Annotated in this window: 24 protein-coding genes; 22 read left to right on the forward strand and 2 right to left on the reverse strand. The window is 51.4% G+C overall.

Annotation, left to right across the window (positions count from 1 at the left end; genetic code table 11):
• Positions 1-19 precede the first annotated feature (19 nt).
• From K7397_RS10560 to thiO, 15 genes are all read left to right on the forward strand, one after another.
• Positions 20-1,462: an amidase family protein gene (locus K7397_RS10560; protein ID WP_223067921.1), complete on the forward strand. Its 1,443-nt coding sequence runs from the start codon at positions 20-22 to the stop codon at positions 1,460-1,462.
• Positions 1,463-1,533: 71 nt separating this feature from the next.
• Entirely contained in the window at positions 1,534-1,965 is a 432-nt protein-coding gene (locus K7397_RS10565; RefSeq protein ID WP_223067922.1) for an Rrf2 family transcriptional regulator, read from the forward strand.
• Between the two features lie 79 nt (positions 1,966-2,044).
• Positions 2,045-2,686, forward strand: coding sequence for an NAD(P)-dependent oxidoreductase (locus tag K7397_RS10570; protein WP_223067923.1), 642 nt, complete (start codon positions 2,045-2,047; stop codon positions 2,684-2,686).
• A 243-nt stretch (positions 2,687-2,929) separates the two neighbouring features.
• Positions 2,930-4,042, forward strand: a complete 1,113-nt coding sequence (locus tag K7397_RS10575; RefSeq protein WP_237690838.1) for an MBL fold metallo-hydrolase — start codon at positions 2,930-2,932, stop codon at positions 4,040-4,042.
• 94 nt (positions 4,043-4,136) lie between these two features.
• Positions 4,137-4,973, forward strand: coding sequence for an aldo/keto reductase (locus tag K7397_RS10580; protein ID WP_223067924.1), 837 nt, complete (start codon positions 4,137-4,139; stop codon positions 4,971-4,973).
• A 150-nt stretch (positions 4,974-5,123) separates the two neighbouring features.
• Positions 5,124-6,365: an MFS transporter gene (locus K7397_RS10585; RefSeq protein WP_223067925.1), complete on the forward strand. Its 1,242-nt coding sequence runs from the start codon at positions 5,124-5,126 to the stop codon at positions 6,363-6,365.
• A 274-nt stretch (positions 6,366-6,639) separates the two neighbouring features.
• Positions 6,640-7,317 carry a thiaminase II gene (tenA, locus tag K7397_RS10590; RefSeq protein ID WP_223067926.1) on the forward strand — a complete coding sequence of 226 codons (678 nt, stop codon included), beginning with the start codon at positions 6,640-6,642 and terminating at the stop codon, positions 7,315-7,317.
• On the forward strand, positions 7,317-8,177 hold the full coding sequence (locus tag K7397_RS10595) for an ABC transporter ATP-binding protein (RefSeq protein ID WP_237690839.1): 861 nt from the start codon (positions 7,317-7,319) through the stop codon (positions 8,175-8,177). The genes tenA and K7397_RS10595 overlap by 1 nt, the downstream gene beginning before the upstream one ends.
• A complete protein-coding gene (locus tag K7397_RS10600; protein ID WP_223067927.1) occupies positions 8,174-8,932 on the forward strand; it encodes an ABC transporter permease in 759 nt (252 codons plus the stop codon). Before K7397_RS10595 ends, K7397_RS10600 begins: the two co-directional genes overlap by 4 nt.
• Positions 8,933-8,993: 61 nt before the next feature.
• The gene (locus tag K7397_RS10605) at positions 8,994-10,001 is read left to right on the forward strand and encodes an ABC transporter substrate-binding protein (protein WP_223067928.1); all 1,008 of its coding nucleotides are present in this window, start codon (positions 8,994-8,996) and stop codon (positions 9,999-10,001) included.
• 21 nt (positions 10,002-10,022) lie between these two features.
• Positions 10,023-11,033, forward strand: coding sequence for a ThiF family adenylyltransferase (locus tag K7397_RS10610; RefSeq protein ID WP_337926709.1), 1,011 nt, complete (start codon positions 10,023-10,025; stop codon positions 11,031-11,033).
• 34 nt (positions 11,034-11,067) lie between these two features.
• Positions 11,068-11,691: a thiamine phosphate synthase gene (gene thiE, locus K7397_RS10615; RefSeq protein ID WP_223067929.1), complete on the forward strand. Its 624-nt coding sequence runs from the start codon at positions 11,068-11,070 to the stop codon at positions 11,689-11,691.
• A gap of 4 nt (positions 11,692-11,695) precedes the next feature.
• Entirely contained in the window at positions 11,696-11,893 is a 198-nt protein-coding gene (thiS, locus tag K7397_RS10620) for a sulfur carrier protein ThiS (RefSeq protein ID WP_223067930.1), read from the forward strand.
• Between the two features lie 4 nt (positions 11,894-11,897).
• Positions 11,898-12,677 carry a thiazole synthase gene (locus K7397_RS10625; protein ID WP_223067931.1) on the forward strand — a complete coding sequence of 260 codons (780 nt, stop codon included), beginning with the start codon at positions 11,898-11,900 and terminating at the stop codon, positions 12,675-12,677.
• 25 nt (positions 12,678-12,702) lie between these two features.
• A complete protein-coding gene (thiO, locus tag K7397_RS10630) occupies positions 12,703-13,824 on the forward strand; it encodes a glycine oxidase ThiO (protein WP_223067932.1) in 1,122 nt (373 codons plus the stop codon).
• A gap of 176 nt (positions 13,825-14,000) precedes the next feature.
• On the opposite strand, the gene K7397_RS10635 is transcribed toward thiO, so the two are convergent.
• A complete protein-coding gene (locus K7397_RS10635; protein ID WP_223067933.1) occupies positions 14,001-14,891 on the reverse strand; it encodes a DMT family transporter in 891 nt (296 codons plus the stop codon).
• A gap of 202 nt (positions 14,892-15,093) precedes the next feature.
• On the opposite strand from K7397_RS10635, the gene thpR reads away from it, so the two are divergent.
• The 7 genes from thpR to K7397_RS10670 all read left to right on the forward strand — a co-directional run bounded on the left by thpR (position 15,094) and on the right by K7397_RS10670 (position 24,234).
• Positions 15,094-15,708 carry an RNA 2',3'-cyclic phosphodiesterase gene (gene thpR, locus K7397_RS10640; protein WP_237690840.1) on the forward strand — a complete coding sequence of 205 codons (615 nt, stop codon included), beginning with the start codon at positions 15,094-15,096 and terminating at the stop codon, positions 15,706-15,708.
• 91 nt (positions 15,709-15,799) lie between these two features.
• Positions 15,800-17,047, forward strand: a complete 1,248-nt coding sequence (locus K7397_RS10645; RefSeq protein WP_223067934.1) for a cation:proton antiporter — start codon at positions 15,800-15,802, stop codon at positions 17,045-17,047.
• Between the two features lie 107 nt (positions 17,048-17,154).
• Complete coding sequence (locus K7397_RS10650; RefSeq protein ID WP_223067935.1) at positions 17,155-18,513, forward strand: TrkH family potassium uptake protein; 1,359 nt, start codon at positions 17,155-17,157, stop codon at positions 18,511-18,513.
• Complete coding sequence (locus K7397_RS10655) at positions 18,506-18,958, forward strand: DnaJ family domain-containing protein (protein WP_223067936.1); 453 nt, start codon at positions 18,506-18,508, stop codon at positions 18,956-18,958. Before K7397_RS10650 ends, K7397_RS10655 begins: the two co-directional genes overlap by 8 nt.
• 141 nt (positions 18,959-19,099) lie before the next feature.
• Complete coding sequence (locus tag K7397_RS10660; RefSeq protein ID WP_223067937.1) at positions 19,100-20,716, forward strand: TerB N-terminal domain-containing protein; 1,617 nt, start codon at positions 19,100-19,102, stop codon at positions 20,714-20,716.
• Positions 20,717-20,722: 6 nt separating this feature from the next.
• Positions 20,723-22,042, forward strand: coding sequence for an ATP-binding protein (locus K7397_RS10665; protein ID WP_223067998.1), 1,320 nt, complete (start codon positions 20,723-20,725; stop codon positions 22,040-22,042).
• The gene (locus tag K7397_RS10670; protein ID WP_223067938.1) at positions 22,039-24,234 is read left to right on the forward strand and encodes a DEAD/DEAH box helicase; all 2,196 of its coding nucleotides are present in this window, start codon (positions 22,039-22,041) and stop codon (positions 24,232-24,234) included. The genes K7397_RS10665 and K7397_RS10670 overlap by 4 nt, the downstream gene beginning before the upstream one ends.
• A gap of 103 nt (positions 24,235-24,337) precedes the next feature.
• On the opposite strand, the gene K7397_RS10675 is transcribed toward K7397_RS10670, so the two are convergent.
• Positions 24,338-26,134, reverse strand: coding sequence for an LTA synthase family protein (locus tag K7397_RS10675; RefSeq protein WP_237690849.1), 1,797 nt, complete (start codon positions 26,132-26,134; stop codon positions 24,338-24,340).
• Between the last annotated feature and the right edge of the window lie 414 nt (positions 26,135-26,548).

Genomic DNA, 26,548 nt, shown 5'->3' on the forward strand with positions numbered 1-26,548 from the left:
GGTAGAGGAGTCAGAAAGCATGTATCTAAGTGACTGGATCGTAGAGTCGGACATTGAGTCCATGCAAAGGGCTATGGAAAAAGGAGAGGTATGCTCCGTTGATTTGGTGGAAGCCTATTTGCAGAGAATACATAAGTTCGATCCTCTTTTACATTCCGTTCTGGAAATGAATCCGGATGCGGCGCAAATCGCACGTTTCCTGGACGAAGAGCGGAAAGAAAAGGGCAAACGAGGTTTGCTGCACGGAATTCCTATTCTGCTCAAGGATAATATCGATACGAAAGACGCTATGCATACCAGCGCAGGGTCGCTAGCATTGGCAGGTACAGTTGCCCGGGAGGACTCCGCAGTGGCAGCGCGTCTTCGAGAAGCCGGAGCGGTGCTGCTCGGCAAGACCAATATGACGGAATGGGCCAATTACATGTCGGGCTCAATGTGGGCCGGGTACAGCGCCAGAGGTGGGCTAACATTGAATCCTTACGGGCCAGGCGAGCTGTTTGTAGGCGGTTCGAGCTCAGGTTCTGCAGTCGCAGTCGCCGCCAATTTCGCAGCTGCCGCTGTCGGAACGGAAACCTCCGGCTCTATTATAAGTCCATCCTCTCAGAACAATCTCGTAGGCATTAAGCCGACTATCGGACTTGTTAGCAGAACGGGGATTATCCCTATTACACGCAGCCAGGATACGGCAGGTCCCATCGCCAGGACTGTGGCCGATGCAGCTGCTCTGCTGGGCGCACTAGTCGGTACTGATCCGAAGGATGAGGCCACTTTGCTGGCAACAAATCGCATGAAACAGGACTACACGGCTTATCTGGACAAGTCTTTCCTGAAGCGCTCCAGAATCGGGATACCGAGATATTATTACCGGAATTTGGACGAAGCCAGACTTTCCATAGTTGAACAGGCGATCTCTGCGCTTCGTGATCATGGGGCCACAATTGTAGATCCTGTTTCGCTTTCCTGCGAACAGACCAAATGGGAATGGAACGTGCTGCGCTATGAGTTTAAAAAATACGTCAACGATTACTTGGGCAGCTTGAGTGAAGACGCACCTGTGCACAGCTTGGCGGAAGTGATCGATTTCAACAATAAGTATGCCGAAGCCGCTCTGAAATATGGGCAAAATTTGCTGATCTGGGCCGAACAAACGAGCGGGACTTTAACAGAGGAAGAGTATTTTGCCAGCCTGAAGCTTAATGAGTCGGCGCGCCGGGGAATCGACCAAGCGCTTGAGCAGCACGAACTGGACGCGCTGCTGTTCCTCGGCAACGAAGGAGGAGCCGACTTGGCGGCCAGAGCTGGCTATCCAAGCATTACGGTGCCCGGCGGTTATATAACCAAGGGCCCGCAAGGCATAACGTTCGTCGGAACCGCATTCAGCGAACCGACCCTGATCAAGCTTGCTTACGGATTTGAGCAGTTAACGAAGCATCGTTATGCGCCAAGGTTTAAAGCCCGTTGAAAAAAACGCTTGACTAGCAACTCTAAATGTAACTATAATAGTTACATCAAACTCTTAAAGGGAGGGTCATCATGAAGATCAGCAGTCGTTTTTCTGTGGCCGTCCATATTTTATCCCTGATTTCAATCGAGAACAATGAAGACAGGTGCACTTCGGAATGGATTGCCGGGAGCGTCAATACGAACCCGGTAGTCATCCGCAGAATTATGAGCATGCTGAAAAACGCGGGGTTTATCCAGGTTCGCCGCGGCACCGGCGGAGCATCGCTGATACGGCCCATTGACGAGATTACTCTGCTGGATATCTACCAGGCCGTAGATGTGGTGGATGAGGGCGAATTGTTCCAAATCCACGAGAATCCGAATCCGGATTGCCCTGTTGGGGCGAACATTCAATTTGTGCTGGAGATTATTCTGATAGAGGCCCAGGAGGCGATGGAGTCGGTTTTGGCAAACGTTCGACTGAACCAGATCATTTCGGGTATAAAAGAAAGGATTCAATGATCCTTTTTTTTAACCAATATGTAACTAATACAGTTACATCTTATATATATTTTAATATATCCTATTGGAGGCAGGAATTATGAAAATTGGAGTTATTGGAGCAACCGGCAAAGCAGGCAGCCTGATTGTCAAAGAAGCGCTGAGCAGAGGGCATGAGGTTACGGCCATCGTTCGCGATGCGACAAAGGTGAAAGAGGATACGGTTTCCATTTTGGAGAAGGACATTTTTGATCTTACCGGCGAAGACGTCAGTGCTTTTGACGCAGTGGTCAACGCCTTTGGCGCTCCGCTGGGATCCGAGCATTTGCATGTGGAAGCGGGCCGCTCCCTGATTAAAGCATTCAAGAAGGCCCCGGATACCCGGTTACTCCTGGTTGGAGGCGCAGGCAGCCTTTACGTGAATGATGAGAAGACGGTGCGTGTTGTAGACAGCCCCGATTTCCCTCCCCAGTACAAGCAGACTGCATTAAATCAGGCCCAAAACCTGCAAGATTTGAAGCAAAGCGAGGGCATCAAATGGACGTTCATCAGCCCATCCGCTTTCTTCGACCCGGCAGGCAAACGCACTGGATCCTATGTGGCAGGTCAGGAAAATCTGCTCCTGAACTCCAAAGGCAACAGCTATGTAAGCTATGCGGATTACGCGATTGCCGTTGTCGATGAGATTGAGACCGGGAAGCACGTGAACCAGCGTTTTACGGTAGTTTCCGAAGCGGAGTAAGATGGTTTGCTCAGCCAGACATATCGTAGAAAAAGATAGAGAACAGTCCAGACGCATCCTATGCGGCCTGGGCTTTTCTTTTTCACGAGCGACATCATGCATTCGCTGATCTCCCTTTTTAAAGCATCTGTCACTTTTGCTCGGATAAACTTCCCCGCGGATGATCCTACGTTAAACTGGGGATGCTTTTGATATGTCCGCATTTGGCGGAAATAGATCAAAGTATAGGAGAGAATATACGTTATGATGATTGTCGGAATTATTGTGGGAGTCCTCTTGCTGATTGCGGTTGCCGCTTATATCTTCATCCAGTTGTACCCGCCGTATGGGGGTACGGTGGACAGAACCCGTAAATTAGCGGATTCGGATCATTACGCGGATGGGAAATTTATAAACTTGATCCCCACCGAGTCAAGGGATCGCAGCTTTAGAAGCACCGTTACCCTTTTTTTAGACCGTTTGAAAAAGGATCCGAAACGGAAGCCGCAATCGGACCTGCCTGTACATAAGGTAAGCGCTGAAGCATTTGAGAACAAGACAGGTTCCTCAGTCACATGGCTTGGTCACTCCGCTGTGCTGCTGAAGCTGGAGGAAGCTACGCTGCTGCTGGATCCGATGTTTGGCAAGTACTCATCGGCTATCCAGGGAATCGGTCACAAGCGATACAGCCCTGTCCCGCTAATTATCGAAGAGCTACCGAAAATCGATGCGGTTCTAATATCCCACGATCATTGCGATCATCTTGATTATACATCCATTCGGAAATTAAAAGACCGCGTAGAAACCTTTTATGTTCCGCTCGGGGTGGGCACCCGTCTGATCCGTTTTGGGGTCGAGAAGGAGCAAATTCGGGAATTTGACTGGTGGGAGGATACCGACTTGAAGGGACTGAAGCTGGTGTGCACACCGGCCAGACACTTTTCGGGAAGAGATCCGCTTAACCGGGACAAGGATTCCACCTTATGGTGCTCATGGGTCATCACCAGCCAGAGTACAAGGGTATATTTCAGCGGGGACAGCGGTTATGGCCCTCACTTCAAAAAGATCGGCGAAACCTACGGCCCCTTTGACGTCACCTTGATGGATTGCGGCCAATATGACCGGCGCTGGGCCGATATTCATCTGTTTCCGGAACAAGCCGTAGAGGCCCATCTGGATGTTCGGGGCAAATTGCTGCTACCGGTCCACTGGGCGGTATTTGTATTGGCTTTTCACGGCTGGGCTGAGCCGGCGGAACGAATTTCCCTGGAAGCCAAGCGAAAAGGCGTGCAGATTACTACACCTTTGATCGGAGAGACAGTCGTTCTGGGGCAAGCGCATGCTCCGGCAGAAAAATGGTGGAGACTGGTGAAATAAGCCTGTTTCGGCGGGGGTGTGAGGTTTTAATTGGGAAATTCATCCGGGCAAGCGTATAATAATAGACGGATGGATTTAGGAGAGGAGGAGAAGTATGAGCGGAACTATAAAAGATACAATCACGCTCAATAACGGAGTACTTATGCCTCAGCACGGTTTCGGGGTGTACAAGATCGAGAATTTGTCCGAAGGGGAGACCGCGATCCGCAAAGCGATTGAGGTCGGCTATCGTTCGTTCGATACGGCTCAATTTTACAACAATGAAGGCATGCTCGGTCAAATTCTGAAAGACAGCGGAGTTCCCCGGGATGAACTGTTTATTACAACGAAGATAACGAACGAGAAGCAGGGATATGACCAGACCTTGTCTTCCTTCGAGCAGTCGATGAAAGAGCTGCAGCTGGATCAGCTCGATTTGCTCCTAGTCCATTGGCCGAGCCATCTTCATTTCTATGATACATGGCGGGCTTTTGAAAGATTGTATGATGAGAAAATAGTTAGGGCTATCGGGGTAAGCAATTATCAGATTGACCATCTGGAGAAGCTTGCGGCCAAAGCCAACGTCATTCCGGCGGTGAATCAGATCGAGTGCCACCCTTATTTGACGCAAAAACCTTTGATTGCCTATATGAAGGAGCATCAAATTGCTTCGGAAGCGTGGAGTCCGCTTGGCCGTGGAGCCGTGCTTAAGGATGCTAAACTGGAGGAAATCGCTAAACGCTATAATAAATCCGTGGCGCAGATTATTTTGCGGTGGCATCTTCAGTCGGGCAACATCATTATTCCAAAATCAAGCACGCCCGGCAGGATTGCGGAGAATGCAGATGTGTACAACTTCCTTCTGACGGAGGAGGACCTGGCCGCCATTGACGGGTTAAATCAGGACATGCGGACGGGTCCGGATCCGGATAAAGTATATTTGGAAATTTAAACGGATGAACATTAAAGCAACAACAAACGGGAGCCCCTGGACTGTCTGTCCAGGGCTTCTTTGTATTGACAACTAGCGGCAATGATCTTACGATAATTATCGCTTCAGAATGAAAATATTGAGAATAAAAAAAGAGAGAGAGTATAACACATGTCTGCCAAACCCAATGCCGCAATAACATCGCAATCCCAGCTGTACACCTGGTATCCGGTTTTGTTCGCCATCAGTTTTGTCCATTTGCTGAATGACACGATCCAGTCGGTTATTCCAGCGCTGTTCCCGATCTTGAAAACATCTCTTGCCCTGAGTTACTCCCAGATTGGCCTGATCTCGCTGATGATCAATTTGACGGCCGCGGTGCTTCAGCCTGTGATCGGGCTGTACACCGATTCAAGACCGCTGCCTAAACTGCTTCCCGCCGGAGTTCTGTTTACCTTAACGGGGGTAGTCCTGCTTGCCTTTGCAAGCGGCTTTACGTTTGTTCTGTGCGCGGTCATGCTCATCGGAATCGGCTCGGCCATATTCCATCCGGAATCGTCCCGGGTAGCATATCTGGCCGGGGGAGCCAAAAAAGGAGTGGCCCAGTCGATTTTTCAGTTTGGCGGGAACATCGGCCAGTCCCTGGCACCGGTTATGACGGCACTTGTCTTCGTATATACCGGCCAGCGGGGGGTGATCTGGTTTTCGCTGCTGCTGGTGATCGCCTTCGGCGTACAAACCTATGTATCCGGCTGGTACAGCCGTTACACAGCCCGTAATCCTGTGGACAAGAAGCCTTCTTCAGCGAACAATCTCGCTGGCGGCGGACTTCCCAAGGGACGGGTCGTTTTTGCTTTCATCGTACTGATGGTGCTTGTATTCTCGAAAAACGTTTATATGGCCGCTATCACGAGCTATTATTCGTTTTTTGCGATATCGCATTTTGGTCTTTCGACCGGAGGGGCTCAAATGCTGCTGTTCGTGTTCCTCGTTGCGAATGTGCTTGGCCTGATTATCGGCGGCATGCTTGCCGACAAGTTCAGCCGAAGGGGGCTGATCTGGTTCTCAATCCTTGGCACGGCGCCATTCGCTCTGGCGCTTCCTTATGCGAATCTGGCTTTTTCGATCGCGCTAATTTTCTTTGCCGGCCTTATCATGGCCTCCTCCTTTTCCATTATTATGGTGTATGCCAATGAGCTTTTGCCTGGGAAGGTAGGATTGGTCTCGGGCATCTTCTTCGGATTGGCTTTTGGGCTCGGCGGAATCGGCTCGGCAGTAATGGGCAAACTGGCCGACGCTACAAGCATCAGTTTTGTGATTTCATGCAGTTCATACCTGCCGCTGCTTGGATTGTTCACCGTTCTGCTGCCCAAAGACGAGAAACTGAGAGAGCTACGGGAATCCAAGGCTTAATCGGGCTAAATCCATGAGCATCCTTCCAGGTTGCCTTGAGGCCCTATTGCCAAAAACAGACCAATCCGATATATTTAACTTTAACTTCATAGTGAACACGGGGGCTGGATGAAGTCCGGCTGAGATTGGAGCCTTATGTTCCTGACCGTTAATCTGATCCAGGTAATGCTGGCGTAGAGAAACGTTTTCGAATTGTTAAAGCCATTCGTGTGTTCTCGGATGGCTTTTTTTATTTTAAAAAGGCTTGTTTCGATGAAGGAGGGATAACGATACGATGGCGGAACGATTTACGGAGAGATTACATACTTCTGTTCGGGAGGTGTGGCGCGCCTGCCACAATCATCCTTTTCTGGTTGAGCTGAGGGAAGGGACGCTGGATCAGGAGCGGTTTATTTTTTACATGAAGCAGGACTATGTCTTTTTGAAGGAATATGCCAAGATGTTTGCCCTCGGCAGCTTGAAAGCGCAGGATCTTGCGACTATGGGCAAATTTGCGGAACTGCTTCATTCGACGCTGAATGTCGAGATGGAGCTGCATCGGCAGTATGCGCAGCGGTTCGGCATCACAAGCGAGGAGCTGGAGAACACGCAGGCGGCTCCCATCACAGTCGCTTACACCAGATATATGCTGGAGGCCGGATTGCAAGGCTCGCTCGGGGATGTTGCAGCTTCGCTGCTCCCCTGCATGTGGAGCTACCGCGAGATTGGCAGCTCTTTTGTCCGGGATTATCCGCATTGCCTGAATCATGAGCTATACAAGGAATGGTTTCTGATGTACAGCTCGGAGGAGTTCGGCACGCTGACGGACTGGTGCATCGATTTGATGGACAGCATCGCGGAAGGCCTGCCGGAAAGGGATCTGGCAAGGCTTGAGGAGCGTTTTGTAACCACATCGAAGTTTGAATATATGTTCTGGGATATGGCCTACCGGCAAGAGGAGTGGCCGGTGTAATGGCGGCGGAACTTGAGGGTATGAACCTATCCTTGTCCGTTCGCGGCCTCTGCTATTCTTTCACGAAGGAGCAGCCGCTGTTTCAGGATTTGGATTTCGATTTGCGGCAAGGCGAATTCGCCTCTTTGCTTGCGCCGAGCGGACTCGGAAAAACAACGCTGTTCCGGCTCATTGCCGGCCTGCTTGCTCCGGAACGCGGAACGATCCGCATCTTCGATAATCAGGCAGCAGAACCCGTGAACGGGTCCGTTCGCCGGCCCGGACGGGTGGGCTATATGCCCCAGCGCGACTGCCTGATGCCGTGGCGAAATGTAGTGGACAACGCCGCGCTCGGGCTTGAAATCAGCGGTATCCCGAGACGGGAGGCCAAACGGGTCGTAACCGGCATGCTGCCTGAATTCGGGCTCGAAGGGGCGGCTGACCGCATGCCCCATCAGCTGTCCGGCGGAATGCGGCAAAGAGTTTCGTTCATGCGCTCCATGTTAAGCGGAGGGGACCTCCTGCTCCTTGATGAGCCTTTCAGCGCCCTGGATGCGATGACACGTATCAGCATGCAGGAATGGCTGCTGCAAATTTGGGAGAAGCACCGCAAGACAATCCTCTTCATTACGCACGATGTGGATGAAGCGCTGCTGCTGTCGGACCGGCTGCTCGTGGCATCTGCCGCGCCGGTTTCGACTCTGGCAGAGGTAGAAATTCGGCAGCCGAGGCCGCGTACCTACAAGGATTTGATGAACGGAGAGTTCATTGCCCTGAAACAGCAGGTGCTGGAGCTTCTTCACTACCGTCTTGATGTGACGGAACGGAAGACAGGCGCGGCTGAAGAAGAAGGGACGGAAGGGGGGGCTTTTCGTACATGATGAAGCGAATGAAGTCGGCCCTTCCTGTTCTGCTGCTTCTGCTGCTGCTCGCCGCCTTGTGGGAAGCCGCGACAGCCCTGCTCCAAATCCCGCATTATATGATTCCGAAATTGTCAGACGTATTTGTATCGATGTGGGACAACCGGTCGCTGCTTGTCAAGCATTTTGGCGTTACGCTGCAGGAATCGCTGATCGGCTTATGTTTCTCGGTTGTGCTTGGCACACTCGCAGCCGTCTGGATCGAAAGCTCCTCGCTTGCCAAGAAGACGATCTACCCGCTGATCATCGCCTCGCAGACCGTTCCGATCATCGCCTTGTCTCCGATCATGGTCATGTGGTTCGGCTACGAAATCTGGAGCAAGGTGGCAGTGGTCATACTGTTCTCCTTCTTTCCCTTGGCCGTGAATACGGCGGACGGATTTCGCACGGCGGACGAAGGAATCGGGGAATTGATGCGGACGATGGGGGCGGGAAGACGGGATCTTTTTCTCAAATGGAAGCTGCCGTCGGCACTGCCCGGTTTTTTCACAGGACTGAAAATGGCGGCAACCATCAGTGTAGGGGGAGCTACTCTGGGGGAATGGCTCGGCGGCGAATCCGGACTTGGCATGTACACCAAAAGAGCCTCCAATATGCTGCGCGGGGAAGCTGTATTTTCAGGCGTTCTGCTGCTTTCAGTCATGGGGATTCTCATGTTCCTGTTCGCGTCCTTGCTGGAGGCGATCGTTTTGGCCCGGAGAAACGGGCGTAAGTAACAAACGTTTATTTGAAGCTTGAATGAGAAGGAATCTTACACATAAAGGGGAATGTAATACAATGAAGGCTTACGTACTTAAGAAAAAAAGGCTGTTTCTGTTTATGATCGCGATGTTGTGCTTATCCTTGAGCTTCACGGCCTGCTCATCAGACAAGCAAGCGAACAAAGACTTAACGGAAGTTACGGTTCTGTTGGATTGGTATCCTAACGCCGTCCATTCCTTTCTGTTTGCGGCCCAGCAGCAGGGATATTTCGAGCAAGAAGGCCTTAAGGTGAATCTGGAAACGCCGGCCGATACGAATGATGCGATCAAGCTGCTGGCCAGCGGCAAGGCGGATTTGGCGCTCAGCTACCAGATGCAGGTGGCAATGTCGCGTGCCGAGGATATTCCGGTTGTGTCCGTTGCGGCTCTGGTCCGCCATCCGCTGAATCAGCTGTTCGTGCTGGAATCGTCCGGCGTTAAAAGCCCGAAGGATTTGGAAGGTAAAAAAGTAGGCTATCCTTCCATTCCGCTAGACGAGGCGATCGTGAGCACGATGGTGAAAAGCGATGGCGGCGATCCGTCCAAGGTGAAATATGTCGATATCGGATGGGATCTGATTCCGGCCATGACCACAGGCAAAGTGGACGGGATCATCGGCGGATACATCAACCACGAAAAGCTGCTGATTGACAAAGAAGGCGTCAAAATGGTGACCTTTGATCCTTCGAAGTATGGACTTCCGGATTATTACGAGCTGGTTTTGACAGCTAGTGAAGACGGCCTGAAAACCAAGGGAGACATTATTCAAAAATTTATGAAGGCAGCTGCCAAAGGGCAGGAATATACGGTACAGCATCCTGACGAAGCGCTGAAAACGCTGCTGGATCACGAGAACAAAGACTTTCCGCTTGATCCTGAAATCGAGAAGCAGAGTCTGAATATTTTGCTTCCGTTGATGGATGGCGGTTCGGAAGGGTTTGGCGCGCAATCCGCCGAGTCCTGGAATTCGGTGATCCAGTGGCTGAAAGAACATGATCTGATCAAAAAAGAGATTAAGGCAGAGGATGCGTACCGTAATCTTTAATAAACGGGAAGTGAGAGAATCGTGAAAGAGCGGTATTCGAGGCAAATGCTGTTCGCCCCGATCGGCGAAGCGGGGCAGAAGAAGCTTATGGACAGCGCCGTTTGTATCGTTGGCATGGGGGCGCTTGGAACGGTGCTGGCGAGTCATATGGTCCGATCGGGCGTAGGCCATGTTCGGCTGCTAGACCGGGATTATGTGGAGCCCAGCAACCTGCAAAGGCAGATGCTGTATGACGAGGAAGATGCGGAGCAGGTCTTGCCAAAGGTTTTTGCTGCCAAAAACAAGCTAGGCCGGATTAATTCCTCCGTGCGCATTGAAGCCATTTTTTCGGATGTTACTGCGCGTAACATTCACGAGGCGCTGGAGGGCATGGACCTGGTGCTCGACGGAACGGATAATTTTCAAACCCGGTTTCTGCTGAATGACGCCTGTTATGAACAAGGAATTCCTTTTATATACGGCGGTGCGGTCAGTTCACGCGGGATGAGCGCTTTATTCGTACCCGGTGTCACTCCGTGCCTGCGCTGCTTCATCCAATCGGCAGATTCCGGCGGTCAAACGTGCGATACGATTGGCGTTATTTCGCCGATTGTGGACATCGTGGCCTCTTATCAGGCTGCCGAGGCATTGAAATATTTGGTCGGCGCCTCGGAGCAGAGAAGAGACAGCCTGCTTACTTTTGATATTTGGCACAATCAATTCTTTGAAATGAAACTGGGCAAGCCGCGGGAGAAGTGCCCCTGCTGCGGGCTGAAGCAGTATCCGGCCCTGCAAAAGGAAGAGGAGACGATGGTTTCCTTATGCGGCCGGGAATCGGTTCAAATTTCCGGTCATGCTCCGTTTGATCTGGAGCTGTGGCGCCAAAGGCTTGAATCCGCAGTCCTGACAACAAAATCGAATCCTTACCTGCTCCGGGCTGAGCTTCGGGAAGGGGAGCGGCTTGTCCTGTTTGCCGACGGACGCGTGTTGGTACAGGGAACGGACGACCCGGCCAGGGCCAGATCGCTGTATGCCCGTTATATTGGAAGCTAAAATGAGTGCTAAAGAAGGGAGCTATAACTTTAGAATGAAGGACTTTCGTTTGTATGCGATCACCGGTGAAACCTTTCACCCGGGCAGAGGGCTTGTAGAGGTCATGGAGGAAGCGATACAAGGCGGCGCTGACATCATTCAGCTGCGGGACAAAACAAGCAGCAGGGAAGAGCTGCTTCGCAAGGCGAAAGAGCTGCGAGAACTGACCCGCCAATATAATGTCACCTTTATCGTCAATGACCATGTCGATATTGCCATGGAGGTGGATGCTGACGGCATCCATCTGGGACAAGGCGATATGGCGCTGTCCGAAGCGAGACAGATCGTCGGCGACAAAATCATCGGCATCTCCACCCACGCTATTGAAGAGGCGCTGCTTGCCGAAGAGCAGGGCGCCGATTATATCGGAGTGGGGCCAATTTACGCGACGAATACGAAACCGGATGCTGTCGCTCCGGTCTCCCTCTCTTATGTACGTGAAGTGGCAAGCCGCATTTCGATCCCATTTGTGGCTATTGGAGGGATTAAGCTGAGCAATGTGGATGAGGTGATCATAGCGGGAGCCACCCGTGTTTGCGCCATCAGTGAAATTGTCGGCAGCAGCGATGTGGCGGGCACGTGCCGGGCATTTATCGAGAAGCTGGAAGGGAGCAAGTAACGGGGTGGAACTGATCATCAACGGTAGCGAGCGGGAGCTTGAAGCCGAAACGATTGCCGACGTTATTGAACGGCTTGGACTCTCAGGCAAGCCTGTTGTTGCCGAAGCGGACGGCGTCGTTCTGACTTCGGAGCAGTGGTCCGGAACCAAGGTTGCTCCGGGCATGAAGATTGAACTTGTCCATTTTGTGGGAGGAGGATAAGCGAATGAAGCAGGATACGTGGCGGATCGGGGACCGGGTGCTGACATCGCGCTTTTTCATAGGGACGGGTCTCTTCCCCAATCCATATGTGCAAATGGAGGCCATTGCCGCCTCGGAAGCTGAAGTGCTGACCTTCGCCATCCGGCGGGTTAACTTGGAATCGGCGGAGGACGATTCCATTCTGCAGCATGTTCAGGGCAACGACTATATCTTTCTGCCCAACACATCGGGAGCCCGAACAGCGGAAGAGGCCGTGCGGATCGCACGCCTTGCCCGCGCTTCCGGCTTAAGCGACTGGGTGAAGGTGGAGATTAGCGCGAATGAACGGACGCTGCTGCCGGATCCGATTGAAACGCTGAAAGCAACGGAAACGCTGGTCAAAGAAGGATTTACGGTGCTGCCGTATATTTCGGATGATCCGATCATCTGCAAAAGGCTGGAGGAAGCCGGAGCTGCCGCTATTATGCCGGGAGCGGCTCCGATTGGCACCGGACTGGGCATTCTGAATCCATACAATATCGGATTAATCGTTGAGGAAGCCACGGTTCCGGTCATTGTGGACGCAGGACTTGGCACCGCCAGCGATGTGACCCGGGCTATGGAGCTTGGCGTATCGGGCGTTCTTATGAACACGCCGGTGGCCAAAGCTAAGGACCCGGTCATGATGGCGGAAGCGATGAAACGCGCGATTGACGCGGGCAGGCTTGCCTATTTGTCAGGCAGAATGGCCAAGAGGCGCTATGCTTCGGCAAGCAGCGGCTATGAACAGTTCAAAATACAGTAAACAGGCAGCTTAGGGAGCGGATGAAATGAAAGAGCAAATTGTTGTCATGGGCGGAGGCGTTATCGGTTTGTCCTGTGCGTTCGAGCTGCAGAGCCGCGGTTACGGGGTGCATGTTCTGGAAATTGAACGCTGCGGAGGACAGGCCTCCGGGGCAGCTGCGGGGATGCTGGCTCCCTATTCGGAAAATCTGGAGTCGCCCGATGAGTTTTTCCGGTTTTGTGCGGAAAGCTTGCGGCTGTATCCGGAATGGCAGCGAAGGGTGAAGGAGATTTCCGGTTCATCCTTCGAATATACCGAGTCCGGCAGCTTATATGTCGTCTATCATGAAGCGGACATGCTGGCCCTTGAAGGGAGAATGCTGTGGCAGCGTCAGCATGGGTCCTCGGCAACCATTTTGCAGGGTGATGAGCTGTTCGCCGCCGAGCCCCAGCTGTCCCGTGATGTCCATGCGGCGCTTTTGACACCGGAAGAAAGCCATGTTTATGCGCCGGATTATGTAAAAGCCCTTGAAGAAGCCTGCCTGAACATTGGCGTCCAGATTGATGAACAGCTTGGCTCTCTCGATCTAACCGAATGGCAGGATGGAATTGCCCTGCGAGCGGGAGATGGACGAGTCTTCAAAGGGGATAAGCTCCTTGTTTGTACCGGAGCCTGGGCGCAGAATATGTCAGAGAAGCTGGGCATCCGAATCCCTGTGCGTCCGATCCGGGGGCAGATTTGCGCCTATGAGGTGCAAGGGGATTTGGGGCAGACCCATCATATGATTTTCAGCAGCCAAGGTTATCTGGTTCAGAAGGCTAACGCTACGCTTGTTTGCGGAGCATCCGAAGATATGGCCGGATTTGACCGGACGGTTACAGGCAGGGGGATTCGCCGTCTGCAGCAGTGGAATAAAAAAGTGTTTCCGGTGCTGGAACTGAAGGAGCCTTTCCATCGCTGGGCAGGTCTGAGACCTGCCACACAGGACGGATTTCCGCTTATCGGCAGCTTGAATGCTGCCAGCCGCGTCGTCATGGCGGCTGGACATTATCGTAACGGCATATTGCTGAGTCCGGCTACCGCGATGCTGGTTGCTGACGGTATAGAAGGTAAGGAGATGCCGGAATGGTCATACGCTTTCCGTCCGGATCGCTTTGGCGCCGTTTAAACGAGCTGCTTGTCATAACAAAGGCTGTATTCACTGCCTATGTATTCCCAAAGCATGGGATCGGTTTATATCCGTTCTTCTCATAGAAATTTAAAAAAAGGGCAGAGCAGGAAACCTCCTTGCTCTGTCCTTTTTTGCCACTCGGGCTCCTGTCTATCCCGTAAGAGCAGGATCATTCAGACGCTCCGGCTTCTGGAACGGATCTGCACATTAACGAGCAGGATGCTGGCCAGAATGAGCAGCAGCCCTAACGCAAGCCGCACTGTAATATGCTCGCCCGTGAACAGGGCGCTGAAGCCGAGCGCAAGCAGAGGAATAAGGAACGTGAAAGATCCCACCTTGCTGGCTTCCCCCGACTGAACCAGTTTGAAAAAAACAAGCCAGCCGATGGCAATGACGAACACGGAAATGAACAGCAGGTTGATGACAAAAGCCGAATTCCATACAATAGCCGAAAATTTCTCCGCCCAAAAACCGGAAATAAAGAGCAGGATGCTTCCGATGATCAGCTGCATGGCCGTCATCCAGATTATATCCACGGAATCACTTTTTTTCTTCATGAAGACTGTTCCAAAACACCAGCTAAGCGCGGAGGCAAGCGCCAGCCCGATCCCTTCGGGGGAAAGTCCTGTACTGAGCCCGCTCACGCTGATCACCGCCACTCCGCAGAAGCCAAGCGTGAGACCGCATATTTTGGCAACCGTCATGGACTCGCCAAGCCATAGCCAGGAGCAAATGCCTAGCAGCACCGGCTGCAGGAACACAATCGCCGAGAACATGCCGGCGGGCATATATCCCAGTCCGATCGTCTGAAGACCGTAATATAAACTGATATTCAGAACACCGGCTATGGCATAAGCGGGCCAGTTTTGTTTGAGATTCAGTCTTTGATAGTTAGGAAGTGCAATCAGGCACAGCAGAATACCGCCAATCAGGGTGCGTAGAGCCGCAAAAAGCACGGGAGGCGTATAGCTGAGAGCCAATTTGGAAAGAGGCCAGTTAATCCCCCACACGATTACGAGGAAAGTCAAATAGAGCGCCGTTCGGCGCCGGGAAAGCTGATTCATACGTACATTCTCCTTTTTTAAGTTACTTACTATTATAACGTAATTTTTGTCATAGAGTATGAAATAAATGAATGGAAGAAAGCTAATGTCATTCCTTTTGGAGTTAGCGTTTTAATGCATCTTGGAGAGATTTCATCCGATGTGTAATCGGACAAAAAGAAGTGAATATTAAGAATGTTTGGCATAAGGGGGCGGATTTATCATGAAAACAGCTAATATCCAAAAGACAATCACGAGTGCGGCCATTCTTCCGATGAATACCGAACAGGAGGCTTGGCGGATTTTTATTGCCATTCCCATACCGCAGCCAATTCAGGCTGAGCTGGCGAAATGGTGCCGGGAGCAGCGGAACGTACTCCATTTTCAAAAATGGGTTCACGATGCGGATTATCACATCACCCTCCAATTTCTTGGAGATACAGATGTTCAGAAAATAAAGGAGATCGCTCAATCGTTGGAGAAATCGGTAAAGGGCTTTGAGCCTTTTGAATTGCGGCTTGCGGGTATCGGGACGTTCGGCCGCAAGGAACAGCCGAGGGTGCTGTGGGCAGGGGTACAAGGAGAACTAGACCGGCTACATGCACTGCATAGCTCGGTCACGTCGGCGATGAGCCCGCTTGGTTTTATTCCGGAGGACCGTCCCTATAGCCCGCATGTCACGCTGGCACGTAAATGCGCCCCTGAGGCAGTGTTCCATCCGTTATCTGCTTCTTCGTCCGTATTCGGGAGCTGGCAGGTTCAGGACATTGTCATTTACCGGACAAAAATGGGGCATAAGCCCATGTACGAGATTTTAGAGACGATCTCCCTGGCTTAAAAAGACAAGAACTCCCTGCCGTCAGTATCCTTTACAGCTGACAAGAATTTCTGCTTTTTACCCTTTTCATTCCAAGAAAACAGGAGGTTCTATGCATTCATTTAACGCCGTATTTATACAGCTGCTTATCCTGCTGGCTATTTCCATTTCGGTCATAGCCGTCGCCAAAAAAATCAATTTATCTTACTCCATTGCCCTGGTTATCGTCGGACTGCTGCTCGGGATTAGCCATATTCCGTTTCTGGACGAGGCGGAAGCGTTCATTACCCAGTCGCACGTATTTCAAGCGATCATTATCTCCTTGTTTCTGCCCATTCTGCTCGGAGACGCGACGCTCAAGATGCCCTTCTCCCAATTGAGGGAACAGACAAAACCCGTGTTAGCCTTGGCGTTCGGGGGGACTTTGTTATCGTTTCTCATCATAGCGTTGATGGGGTATTATTTGCTTCAATTGCCGCTCACGGTAGCTTTTACTTTCGCAGCGCTGATGAGTGCAACAGATCCTATAAGCGTGATTTCAATCTTTAAATCTTTGGGGGTACCAAAGCGGATTGTCACCATCATCGAAGGGGAATCCCTGCTGAATGACGGAATCGCGGTTGTGCTGTTTCAAATTTCTTCCGTTTATTTGCTCACTTATATGGAAATGGGCTGGGAAGGCTTGGGCAGAGGCGTGCTGCTCTTTTTTCAATTCGGCTTGGGCGGAGCGGCTATTGGCGGAATTCTCGGCTTCCTATTCTCACAGCTCATCCGGTTGTACGACGATTACCCGCTGGAGATCGCTTTTTCGATGCTGCTCTTTTTCGGGAGCTACTTTATAGCCGAGCACTTCCATGTGTCGGGAGTCATTGCTGTGGTCATGGCCGGGATGATCTTCGGCAATTACGGAGCAAGGATCGGAATGTCGGAGAAAACGGAAATGAATATTAACTCGTTCTGGGATGTCATCACCTTGGTTGCCAACTCGCTTATTTTTCTAATGATCGGCCTCGAAATCAAATATATTAGCTTTCATGATAAGTGGCTTGTCGTTGCCGCAGCGATTCTAATTGTATTGATTGGAAGAACAGTTGCTCTGTATGCAAGCGTCGCCGGACTAAAAACGCTCCCTGCCTCCTGGAAAGCCTTGCTCAACTGGGGCGGACTGAAAGGCAGCTTGTCCCTGGCGCTCGCGCTAAGTCTCCCACCGTCCTTTGAAGGAAGGGACGACGTTCTTGTGCTCACCTTCAGCGTTGTTTTGTTCTCACTCCTCATACAGGGGCTTACGATCAAGCCGCTGGTGCTGAAGCTGCGACTGAACGAAACGGCATCGGATGCCAAATCATCGGACTTCAATTAGTGGTTTTTTCCTGTGAGGACTAGTATAATACAAGTTCAGGATATGGCTGTAATTTATTGCTGCTATCCAGATTTCTCAACTAACATTCAGAAAATAGGAGTTTTTGCATGTTTCGATCCAAACCATTTAAACAGCTCAATCAGACTAGATTCAGTCCGCCCCAGATTTTATCCATCGGTTTTTTAATCATGATTGTGATCGGCGCGCTGTTGTTGACGCTTCCGATTTCAACCAGACCGGGCAAGCACATTTCTTTTCTTGACGCTTTGTTTGAAGCTACGTCGGCCGTCTGTGTGACAGGCCTGGTAGTGACGGATACCGGTACGACTTTTACCCCGTTTGGCCAAGTAGTGATTATGAGCCTTATCCAGGTTGGCGGGCTAGGTTTTATGACCTTAGGTATCGTTGTCGCACTGCTGCTTGGCAAAAAAATTACCCTCTCGGAACGAATCATCGCGCAAAATGCACTGAATCAGTATGATTTGTCCGGTATCGTCAAGCTGGTCAGACTGGTGATTATGACAACCGTGATTATCGAAGGAACGGGCGCATTGCTGCTCGCTATCGTATGGTCACAGGATATGGGATGGGGGAAGGCTTTGTATTACGGCCTGTTTCATTCGGTGTCTTCATTTAATAATGCGGGTTTCGATATTATGGGAGACTATAAGAGTATGACCGAATATGTAGGCAACGTGCCGGTCAACCTGATTTTATCTACTTTATACATAGTTGGCGGACTGGGCTTTACCGTAATCATGGAGGTCGTGCGAAAACGCAATTTCCGGAAATGGTCGCTGAACACGAAAACGGTGATCGGGGTCACTCTGGTTTTGAATCTGGTTTCATCGGTGTTGTTTTATTTGCTGGAATACAATAATCCGCACACGCTCGGAGCGCTTCCGCCGGAGGAAAAAATCATCGCATCCTACTTTCACGGCACCGTTCCCCGGACCGCAGGCTTTAACACGCTGGATTTGACACAGCTCAATAGCGATTCCATTCTGCTAACGATGGGTCTCATGTTTATCGGGGGAGCTTCAGGCTCTACAGCGGGAGGGATTAAAATATCGACCTTCTTCCTTCTGCTGCTGGTCGTGTGGACGATGATCAAGCAGCGAGAGGACATTACTTTTCTGCGAAGAAGAATTCCGAAAGATCTTGTTTTCAGGGCGCTCTCCATTGCCATGATCGGGATTGCCCTGATCTTTACGGCTTCGTTCCTGCTCGAAGTCACGGAGACCGGTATCCCCTTGATGAGTCTTGCCTTCGAGACGGTTTCCGCTTTCGGCACCGTTGGTTTGTCGCTTGGGGTTACGACCCAGCTCAGCGATGCGGGAAAATGCGTCATTATGCTTCTCATGTTTATCGGCCGGCTTGGGCCTTTAACAATCGCGCTTGCGCTAACCAGAGACAAGAACAAGTCCAAGCTGAAATATCCTGAAGAGAAGATATTAATTGGATAATATATTGATCACAGAATCGGCGAAAGCCGCGGATGAAGCCTCCCGGCCAAGGGGAGGCTTTCTTTCCGTTTTGACTATGTCTTTTTCTAGGTTCAGGCAGGATTTGACGGTTATTGCACCCGAAATTATCTTAAATTATTCCCGTAAAGGAGGATTCAAAGATCTTCCGGGAAAAGGGAAGCCTGTGCAAATCGAAGAAAGCGATGATTTATACACCAGAACGTTGAAAAGCTCGAATTTAATCCCGGCATGGCTTGCGCTGAGAAAGGAAATCGTAAGGGACATGAAGACGATCCTGGACAATATACAGACAAACGATGAGGACCAAATCGAGCAGCTCAACCAGAAAATCCGCAAATACAACCGCCAGGTGCCAAATCCTCTACTGCAAAAGGGAGTCGTAACCAGTCAAAATATTCAGGAAAAATATGAGAAGTGGCTTTAGGACGTTCTTCCCTGGCTGCTTCTTTTTTTATGACCCAAAAAGGGAACATATATACGCTTTTTCTCTTCGTCATGCTATAATAAAGAAATCCAAATCTTCCCGGGGATGACCTGAAATTTAGCGAATGGTGATGCATGGAGCATGAAATACGAATCAAGGCCTGTAGAGTTTGCCGAATTGGATTTAAGCGAAGAAGATGAGGGAATCCGCATTCCTCTTCGTGATGCAGCGATTGCCCGACCGGAGGGTGAAACCGAAAGATCTTCCGGGACCGAGGCGGAAACAGCAGAGGCGTACACGGGCATGTTCCGGCTCGTATCCAGGGAGCGCAGCTTTACGGAAGAAGCACAGCGCTGCGCCAATCTTGAAGGACCGGCTGCGCCATTCGTTCCTTTCATGAGCTATTGGCCCACTTATGAGCAAATGGCCGAATCCCAATCCAGATGGTATTTTTACTGGAGATCCGAGGTCCGCAAGGAGCATTACCCGGATACCGATCTTTCTTATATATTTATTTACATTTATGAGCTGATTCACGGCATAGGCTGGGACAAGCCGGAGAAAGGGTACGAGCTTCTGACGGAAGTGTGGATGGCCTACCGGGCAAGGCATCCTCAGCTGGACGGCTACCTGAAGGAGTGGGTTTCGGATTTTGTGCTGGTTCATCGGCTGGACGTTCCGCTAACGGAGATTTTTTCGGTATCGGAACAGAACGTTTCCGGCGAACTGGCGGACATCGAGCTCCTGAGGCTGCTGGAGGAGCAGCCCCTTCAAGTTCCGCCCCAGCTGCTGTTTAGTTTGAGCGACTACGATACAAGGCGCAGCAGTTTCTGCACGGCCGGGGGGATTGTCGAACTGGAAGCTTATCTTCCCAAGATCGTAGCGCTTGTCGATTCCTATTTGCTGAAGACGTCTCAGCTGCGGATCATCGACATGTTCCGTCCCGAGCAGGAGCAGACGGTGGAACGGTACTTGTTTCGCAGCGCGGTTTATGATGACTCTTATTACGGCAGGACGATTCGGATTTCCACGCTGCCAATCACGCAGCACGCGCCGCTCAGGAAATACATGACCGAACTCATCCGGTTTACCGAGAACAAGCTGCGAAAGCTTAAAGGCTTCAAAGGACGTCTTAGAGGCATTGCGCTTGAGCCGGAAATCGGACATCTGATCGAGCGCTATCTCGAGCGGGAATTTTCGCCGCAGGCCGCGCCGGTCCGGCCGAAGATTACCATAGACACGGCAAAATTGGTGGCGCTCCGGCAGGATACCGAATATGTACGGAGCATGCTTACGATTGAGGACGAAGAAGCATCTGGTGATGTTCCGGAAACGGAGCTTGATCAAGAAGAAGAGCGCGATCTGCCTGACTGGCGTGAAGAAGCTCGGACTGCGCTGGACGGGACTGTATTAGACGGTACTGTACACCGGGAAAGTCCGCTGACTGACTCCATAAGCAAGCCGAGTCGGGCCGATGAGACGTCGGCATCCCTGATTTGGGATACGGACGGACTTGACGAAGAGTGGGCTTTGTTTGCCGAAAAGCTGGGTCCGGCTCACATGGAAGCCCTGTCAGCCTTGGTTAGCTCATTTCCGGAATCGGAGCTGACGCGTGTGGCCGATTCATACGGAACGATGCCCGCGCTGCTCGTCGACGAAATCAATGACGCGGCAATGGAGACCGTTGGCGATCTGGTCATCGACGAAGCTCGGATTGCTGAGGACTACCAGCATTTGTTTGAACATTTGAAGAGGTGACGTATGGTGAACGCAATGAAAATTCCGAAGCGGATTACGACAGCCCTTGTGCATTCATTAACTTCAGGCGTCGTGCCGCGGATCGGGCTTGAATATATAGCGGTGGGGCGGAAGCCTGAAGTGGAGGCCCTGCTGCGGGATATGGACAATATTGCCGAGGGAGGAGCGGCCTTTAAATTCATTACGGGACGCTACGGCAGCGGAAAAAGCTTCCTGCTGCAGACGATTCGCAACTATGCGATGGATCGGGATTTTGTGGTGGCGGATGCGGACCTGTCTCCGGAAAGAAGGCTGGTCGGAACCCAGGGGCAGGGACTGGCTACATACAGAGAGCTCATGATTCACCTGTCCACCCGGACCCGTCCCGACGGTGGAGCGCTCGAAGCCATGCTGCAAAAGTGGATTTCATCTATTCAGCAGGATGTAATGAAAGAGCATGGGCTTCGCCCGGCCGATCCGGCGCTGCATGTAGAGGTGGAGCAGCGGATTTTTGCCGTAACGGGCGAAATGCAGAACATGGTGCACGGCTTTGACTTCGCCCAGGTGCTCTCGGCATACTGGGCCGGGTACAAGCTGGCCGACGATGATCGCAAGCAGGCGGCGCTCCGCTGGCTGCGCGGCGAATACCCGACCAAAACCGCAGCCAAGCAAGAGCTTGGCGTCGGCGTCATTATCGACGACGACAACTGGTACGACTACATCAAATTATGGTCGGAGTTTGCGGCGCGGATCGGGTACAAGGGGCTGTTGCTTTTTATAGATGAAGCCGTTAATTTATACAAAATTACGAACAGCATTTCCCGTCAAGGCAATTACGAGAAGCTGCTGACGATGTTTAATGATACGATGCAGGGAAAGGCAAGCCATCTTGGCATTTTCGTGGGCGGAACGCCCCAGTTCGTGGAGGATGAGCGGCGCGGCTTGTTCAGTTATGAAGCGCTGCGGTCGCGGCTCGTGGAAGGACGCTTCTCCGGCAGCGGTTACCAGAATTACACGGGGCCGATCCTGAAGCTGGATATGCTGTCCCATGAGGAAATCCTGATCCTGCTGCAAAAGCTGCTGCAGATACACGGCCTTCACTTTTCCTATGAACCGTCTTTGACGGACAGCGATCTTGTCCTCTTCATGCAAACGGAAGTCGGCAGAATGGGCGCAGACGTGCTGCTTACGCCGCGTGAGGTGATCCGCGATTTTATGGACCTGCTCCATACGCTGCACCAAAATCCGGACGCTACGTTTGAAGGGCTGCTGGGCGAGCGTGCGGAGCAGACGCCTGATTCGAAGCAGGATGAGGCGGACGATTTTCTGGCCGAGTTTGAACTATGAAGGATCATCCATTTTACAGACTGGCTCCGTTTATTCAGGAATTCATATATAAAAAGAAGTGGGATACCCTTCGGAGCGCACAAGTGGAAGCCTGCAACATATGCATGGGTACGCCCCATCACTTGCTGATTGCGGCTGGGACCGCATCGGGGAAGACGGAGGCGGCATTTTTTCCCGCGTTAACGGAGCTATGGCAGCAGCCTTCCTCTTCGGTAGGTATTCTGTACATTGGCCCTTTGAAGGCGCTGATCAACGACCAGTTTGAACGGCTGAAGGATCTGCTTCAGGAAGCCCGAATTCCGGTCTGGCACTGGCACGGGGATGTGCCGCAGTCAGAGAAAAGCCGTCTGATGCGAAAGCCGTCCGGGATTCTGCAAATCACTCCCGAATCGCTGGAAGGTTTGCTTATGAATAAACCGAATGCGATACCTGCTTTGTTCAAGGATCTCAGAACCATTATTATCGATGAAGTCCATGCGTTCATGGGTGTGGACCGGGGCATTCAGGTTCTGAGCCAGATCGCCAGGGTGGAGAGAATGGCCGGATGCTCGCCAAGGCGTGTCGGACTGTCCGCCACATTAAGCGACTATGAAGAGGCCAAGTCCTGGCTTGGCGCTGGAAGCCGCCAGCCGGTCGAAGTTGTGTCTTCGCCAGGCGGAAGGAAGCTCCGGCTGAGGGTCGATCACTTTTCGTTTCCCGATGCCCGCGACGAAGAGCAGGCCGAGCATCTGCAAAATGCCCGCAAGGCGTATTACGATTTCATTTACGAGAGCACCCATCTGAAGAAAGCCTTGGTCTTTACCAATAGCCGCACCGACGCGGAATATACGACGCTTGAATTGCGCAGGGTAGCTGAAAAACGCCATCAGCCGGATGTGTTCCATGTGCATCACGGAAGCATCTCCGCCATGCTGAGGGAAGAAGCGGAAGCCGCCCTGAAGGGCGGCCCCGGACCAGCCGTGGCGGCTGCGACAATGACGCTTGAACTCGGAATCGATCTTGGGGAGCTGGAGCGTGTTGTTCAATTGGGTGCGCCTTACAGCTCGTCCAGCTTTGTCCAGAGGTTGGGAAGATCGGGAAGGAGAGATGATGCAGCATCGGAAATGCTGTTCGTTTGTCCGGAAGAGGAGGATGAGGAAGCCCAGCTTCCTGCACGGATGCCGTGGACGCTGCTGAGAGCCATTGCTGTCATAGAACTGTACGTGCATACCAAATGGGTTGAGCCGCTTGAGCTCCGGAAGCTGCCCATGGGCCTAATGTATCATCAAACGATGAGCATCCTCAAAAGCATGGGCGAAGCAGAACCTGCGGAGCTAGCTAGGAATGTGCTGTCGCTGCCCTCTTTTAAAGAGATCAGGCCAGATCAGTACAAGGTGTTCTTGAATTATCTGCTGCAAACCGATCATATTCAGTGGACGGAGGACAAGTCGCTCATCATCGGTCTGACCGGGGAAAAGATCGTGAACAACTTTCGTTTCCTGGCTGTATTTAAAGATGACGAGGAGCATGCGGTTTATAACGGATCCGAGGAGATCGGATCCATTACGACGGTGCCGCCGCCCGGCTACTGCTTCTCCCTGGCGGGGAAGCTCTGGAAGGTTGTGGAGGTGGATACGAAGCATAAAGCGGTATATGTCAAAGCGGCCAAAGGAAAGGTCGATACGCTATGGCTCGGAGCCGGCGGAGACATTCATACCCGGGTCCTTCGCAAAATGAGAGAAGTACTCTCAGGGCAAGCGATCTATCCGTATCTTTCCCCGCAGGCTGTGAACCGGCTGGAACGTGCGCGCCGCCTGGCACGGGAAACCGGACTGCTGAAATCTTTCGTGATCCCTGCAGGAGGGGATTCCCTGTTCATTCTCCCATGGATAGGGAGCAAGCCGTTTCGGACATTGGAGCGTCTGCTTAAAAACAGACTGGCGGACAGGCTCTCTTTGCGCTCTGTTGTTCCGATGGAGCCGTATTATTTCGTCGTTTCAGGCAAAGCGGATGGGCAGACTTTGACGGATCAAATCCTGATGGAATGTTCGGGCCTCGAAGATGAGGCCAGTCTGCTCGCGCCGGAGGAAGCTCCTTATCTTGGCAAGTATGACGAGTTTGTCGCACCTGAGCTGATTCGCAAGGCTTTTTTGGCAGACGGGCTGGATGTAAAAGGCTTATACGCCGGCTTGTTGAAATTCGCCAATGTCTGATAGGGGAATATTGGGAATGCCGCTTCTGAAAAAGAATAGGAACAAAAAAACGTATGCCGGATTATAAGCCGACGTACGTTTTTTTCATCTCAGACTTAAGCTGTTATTTATTCCACTCCGGCAGTGACTCGACATAGTGGTCCGACATGCTGATCAGCTCGTGCGCACGATTGTACTCGTCTTTGGAAACGAGCGGTTTGGCAACTTTTCCGCCATTCAGCGGCCATGTAGTCCCATCCGTGTATCCGTTGCCGGGTACGAATGCCCCCTTGGAAGAAATGAAGGAGCCGGAAGGCAAATAATAACGTTCAGGCAGCACATTATCGGTATGATTCAGCAAATCCTGACCGAAGTGCACCTGATCCCCCAGCGAGACGCCAATCAAATTGGCCACGCTTGGAAAAATATCCGACTGTGCGCCAACCTGCTGAAAAACCTGGGCTTTTTGTCCCGGCACGGACACGACAAGCGGAATGTTCATCATATCCGGCAAGCTGTAATCACGGCCGTATATTTCCTTCATCAGCGCCTTTTCGGATTTGTTCAAAGAATAAATCGGCAGGCCCTGGTGGTCGCCGTACAGGATGACGACACTGTTGTCCCAAACCCCGTTCTTCTTCAGTTCGTCAACAAACTGGCCGAGGGCGTAATCCGAGTAGTTCTGAGCCTGAATATAGTTGCCGACCAAGGTTCCTTTATACCGATTCGGCAGCTGCATCTTGTATTTTGCTGCCGGAATACGAAAAGGGTGATGGCCGGACATCGAAATGACCTGCGCATAGAACGGTTGCCCGCTTTGCTGGAAGCGTGCAAGCTCCTCGGACGTTTTGGCGTACAGAACCTCGTCGGAGGAACCGAAGGCAACCGGATCGCTTTCGCCAAAATAGCGGTTGTCGTAGTATTTTTCCCAGCCTAGCGCCTTGTAAAGCTGATCCCGGTTCCAGAAGATGACGTTGTTCGTATGGAACGTTGCTGTCAAATAACCGTTCGCGGCAAAAGCTTTTGGCATACTGGGCAGCTCTTTATCCGCATAAACCTCGGAAGCGGCTCCGTTCGGCGGAACATACAGGGACGTATTCACTACAAATTCTGCATCAGCCGTATTTCCTTGACCGACCTGCTGGAAGAAATGCGGGAAGTAGAAATGATCCCGGACGAGCGCATTCATATTGGGCGTAACTTCTTTGCCGTCGATTTTAAGATTGACTAAGAAATTCTGGAACGCCTCAAGCTGAATAATGATGACATTTTTGCCCTTGGCGACCTCCCAGTAAGCCGGCTGTGCCGGTTCAGTAATTCCTTTTACCTCTGCAATTTTCGCAGCGGTTACTGTGTTAGGATCGATCTTCAAGTCCTTGGAAGATGCGAAGGCGACGTATGCCTCATAATTAATGACGCCCATATCTCTTGCCTGATGCAATTCATTCATCCCATGGCGGTAAGGCAGAATGGTCAGAATGCACAGAACGAGTGTTAATGCCTGAAGACTCCAAAACACACTGCGACGCTCGCGAACCGCGAGACTTTTGCTAAAGGCCCGAAAGCGCCGGTTTGACAAGAGCAGCACGAACAGAACCACGATATCCGTAAAGATGAACAGATAGTAAGGATCCATCAGCGACATGACGCTGGTGTTCACTTCAGACACCTGGTTGACCTGGCGCAGCTCATGATAGGTGACGATGACGCCAAAATATTTGTAGTACATGATTACGGCAAAATAAATAATCGTAAGAACCAAGTCGACAATCAGATAAGCGCCCAACTTCCGCTTATAGACGAAGTTTTCAAGCAAGCAGAAGATGAACCAGACAGGCGGGATGCCGGACAAAAGCGTCAGCACCAGGCTCCCATCCTCTTTAAATACAACGCTCCAAACGAGCAGCATTTTCAAAATCATCAGAATGGTGAAAAATACAAACGGTTTCCGAAGAATTCCGTTCCACCCTATACGTTTAACCAAAATCCAATCCTCTCCCTTAACATACTTAATAAAGCGGGCCTTTCGAGCCGGGGTACTCCGGTAAAGCCGAATCAGAAGGCGCAGTTCTTTCGAATTTTTGGCGAGCATGCCGAATACGCCGCCACCTGCCGCCAGTCGGATATTGAATCTATTCACCTTCATGAATAGACAAATCCCGGGAAAGGCGAGGCTTTCCCTACCTACATATTGTTACACTTTCTATTCATTATCTTACATTCCAGACAAAAAATCTAATTTTCCTCAAGGCGATGGGGCTGAAGGTGTGATGTATTCGTCCTAATAACCGGATTTATCCTTATATAATGATTACTAATAAATCTTATAAGAGGT

The organism is Paenibacillus caui (assembly GCF_019904135.1).
Lineage (GTDB): Bacteria > Bacillota > Bacilli > Paenibacillales > Paenibacillaceae > Fontibacillus > Fontibacillus caui.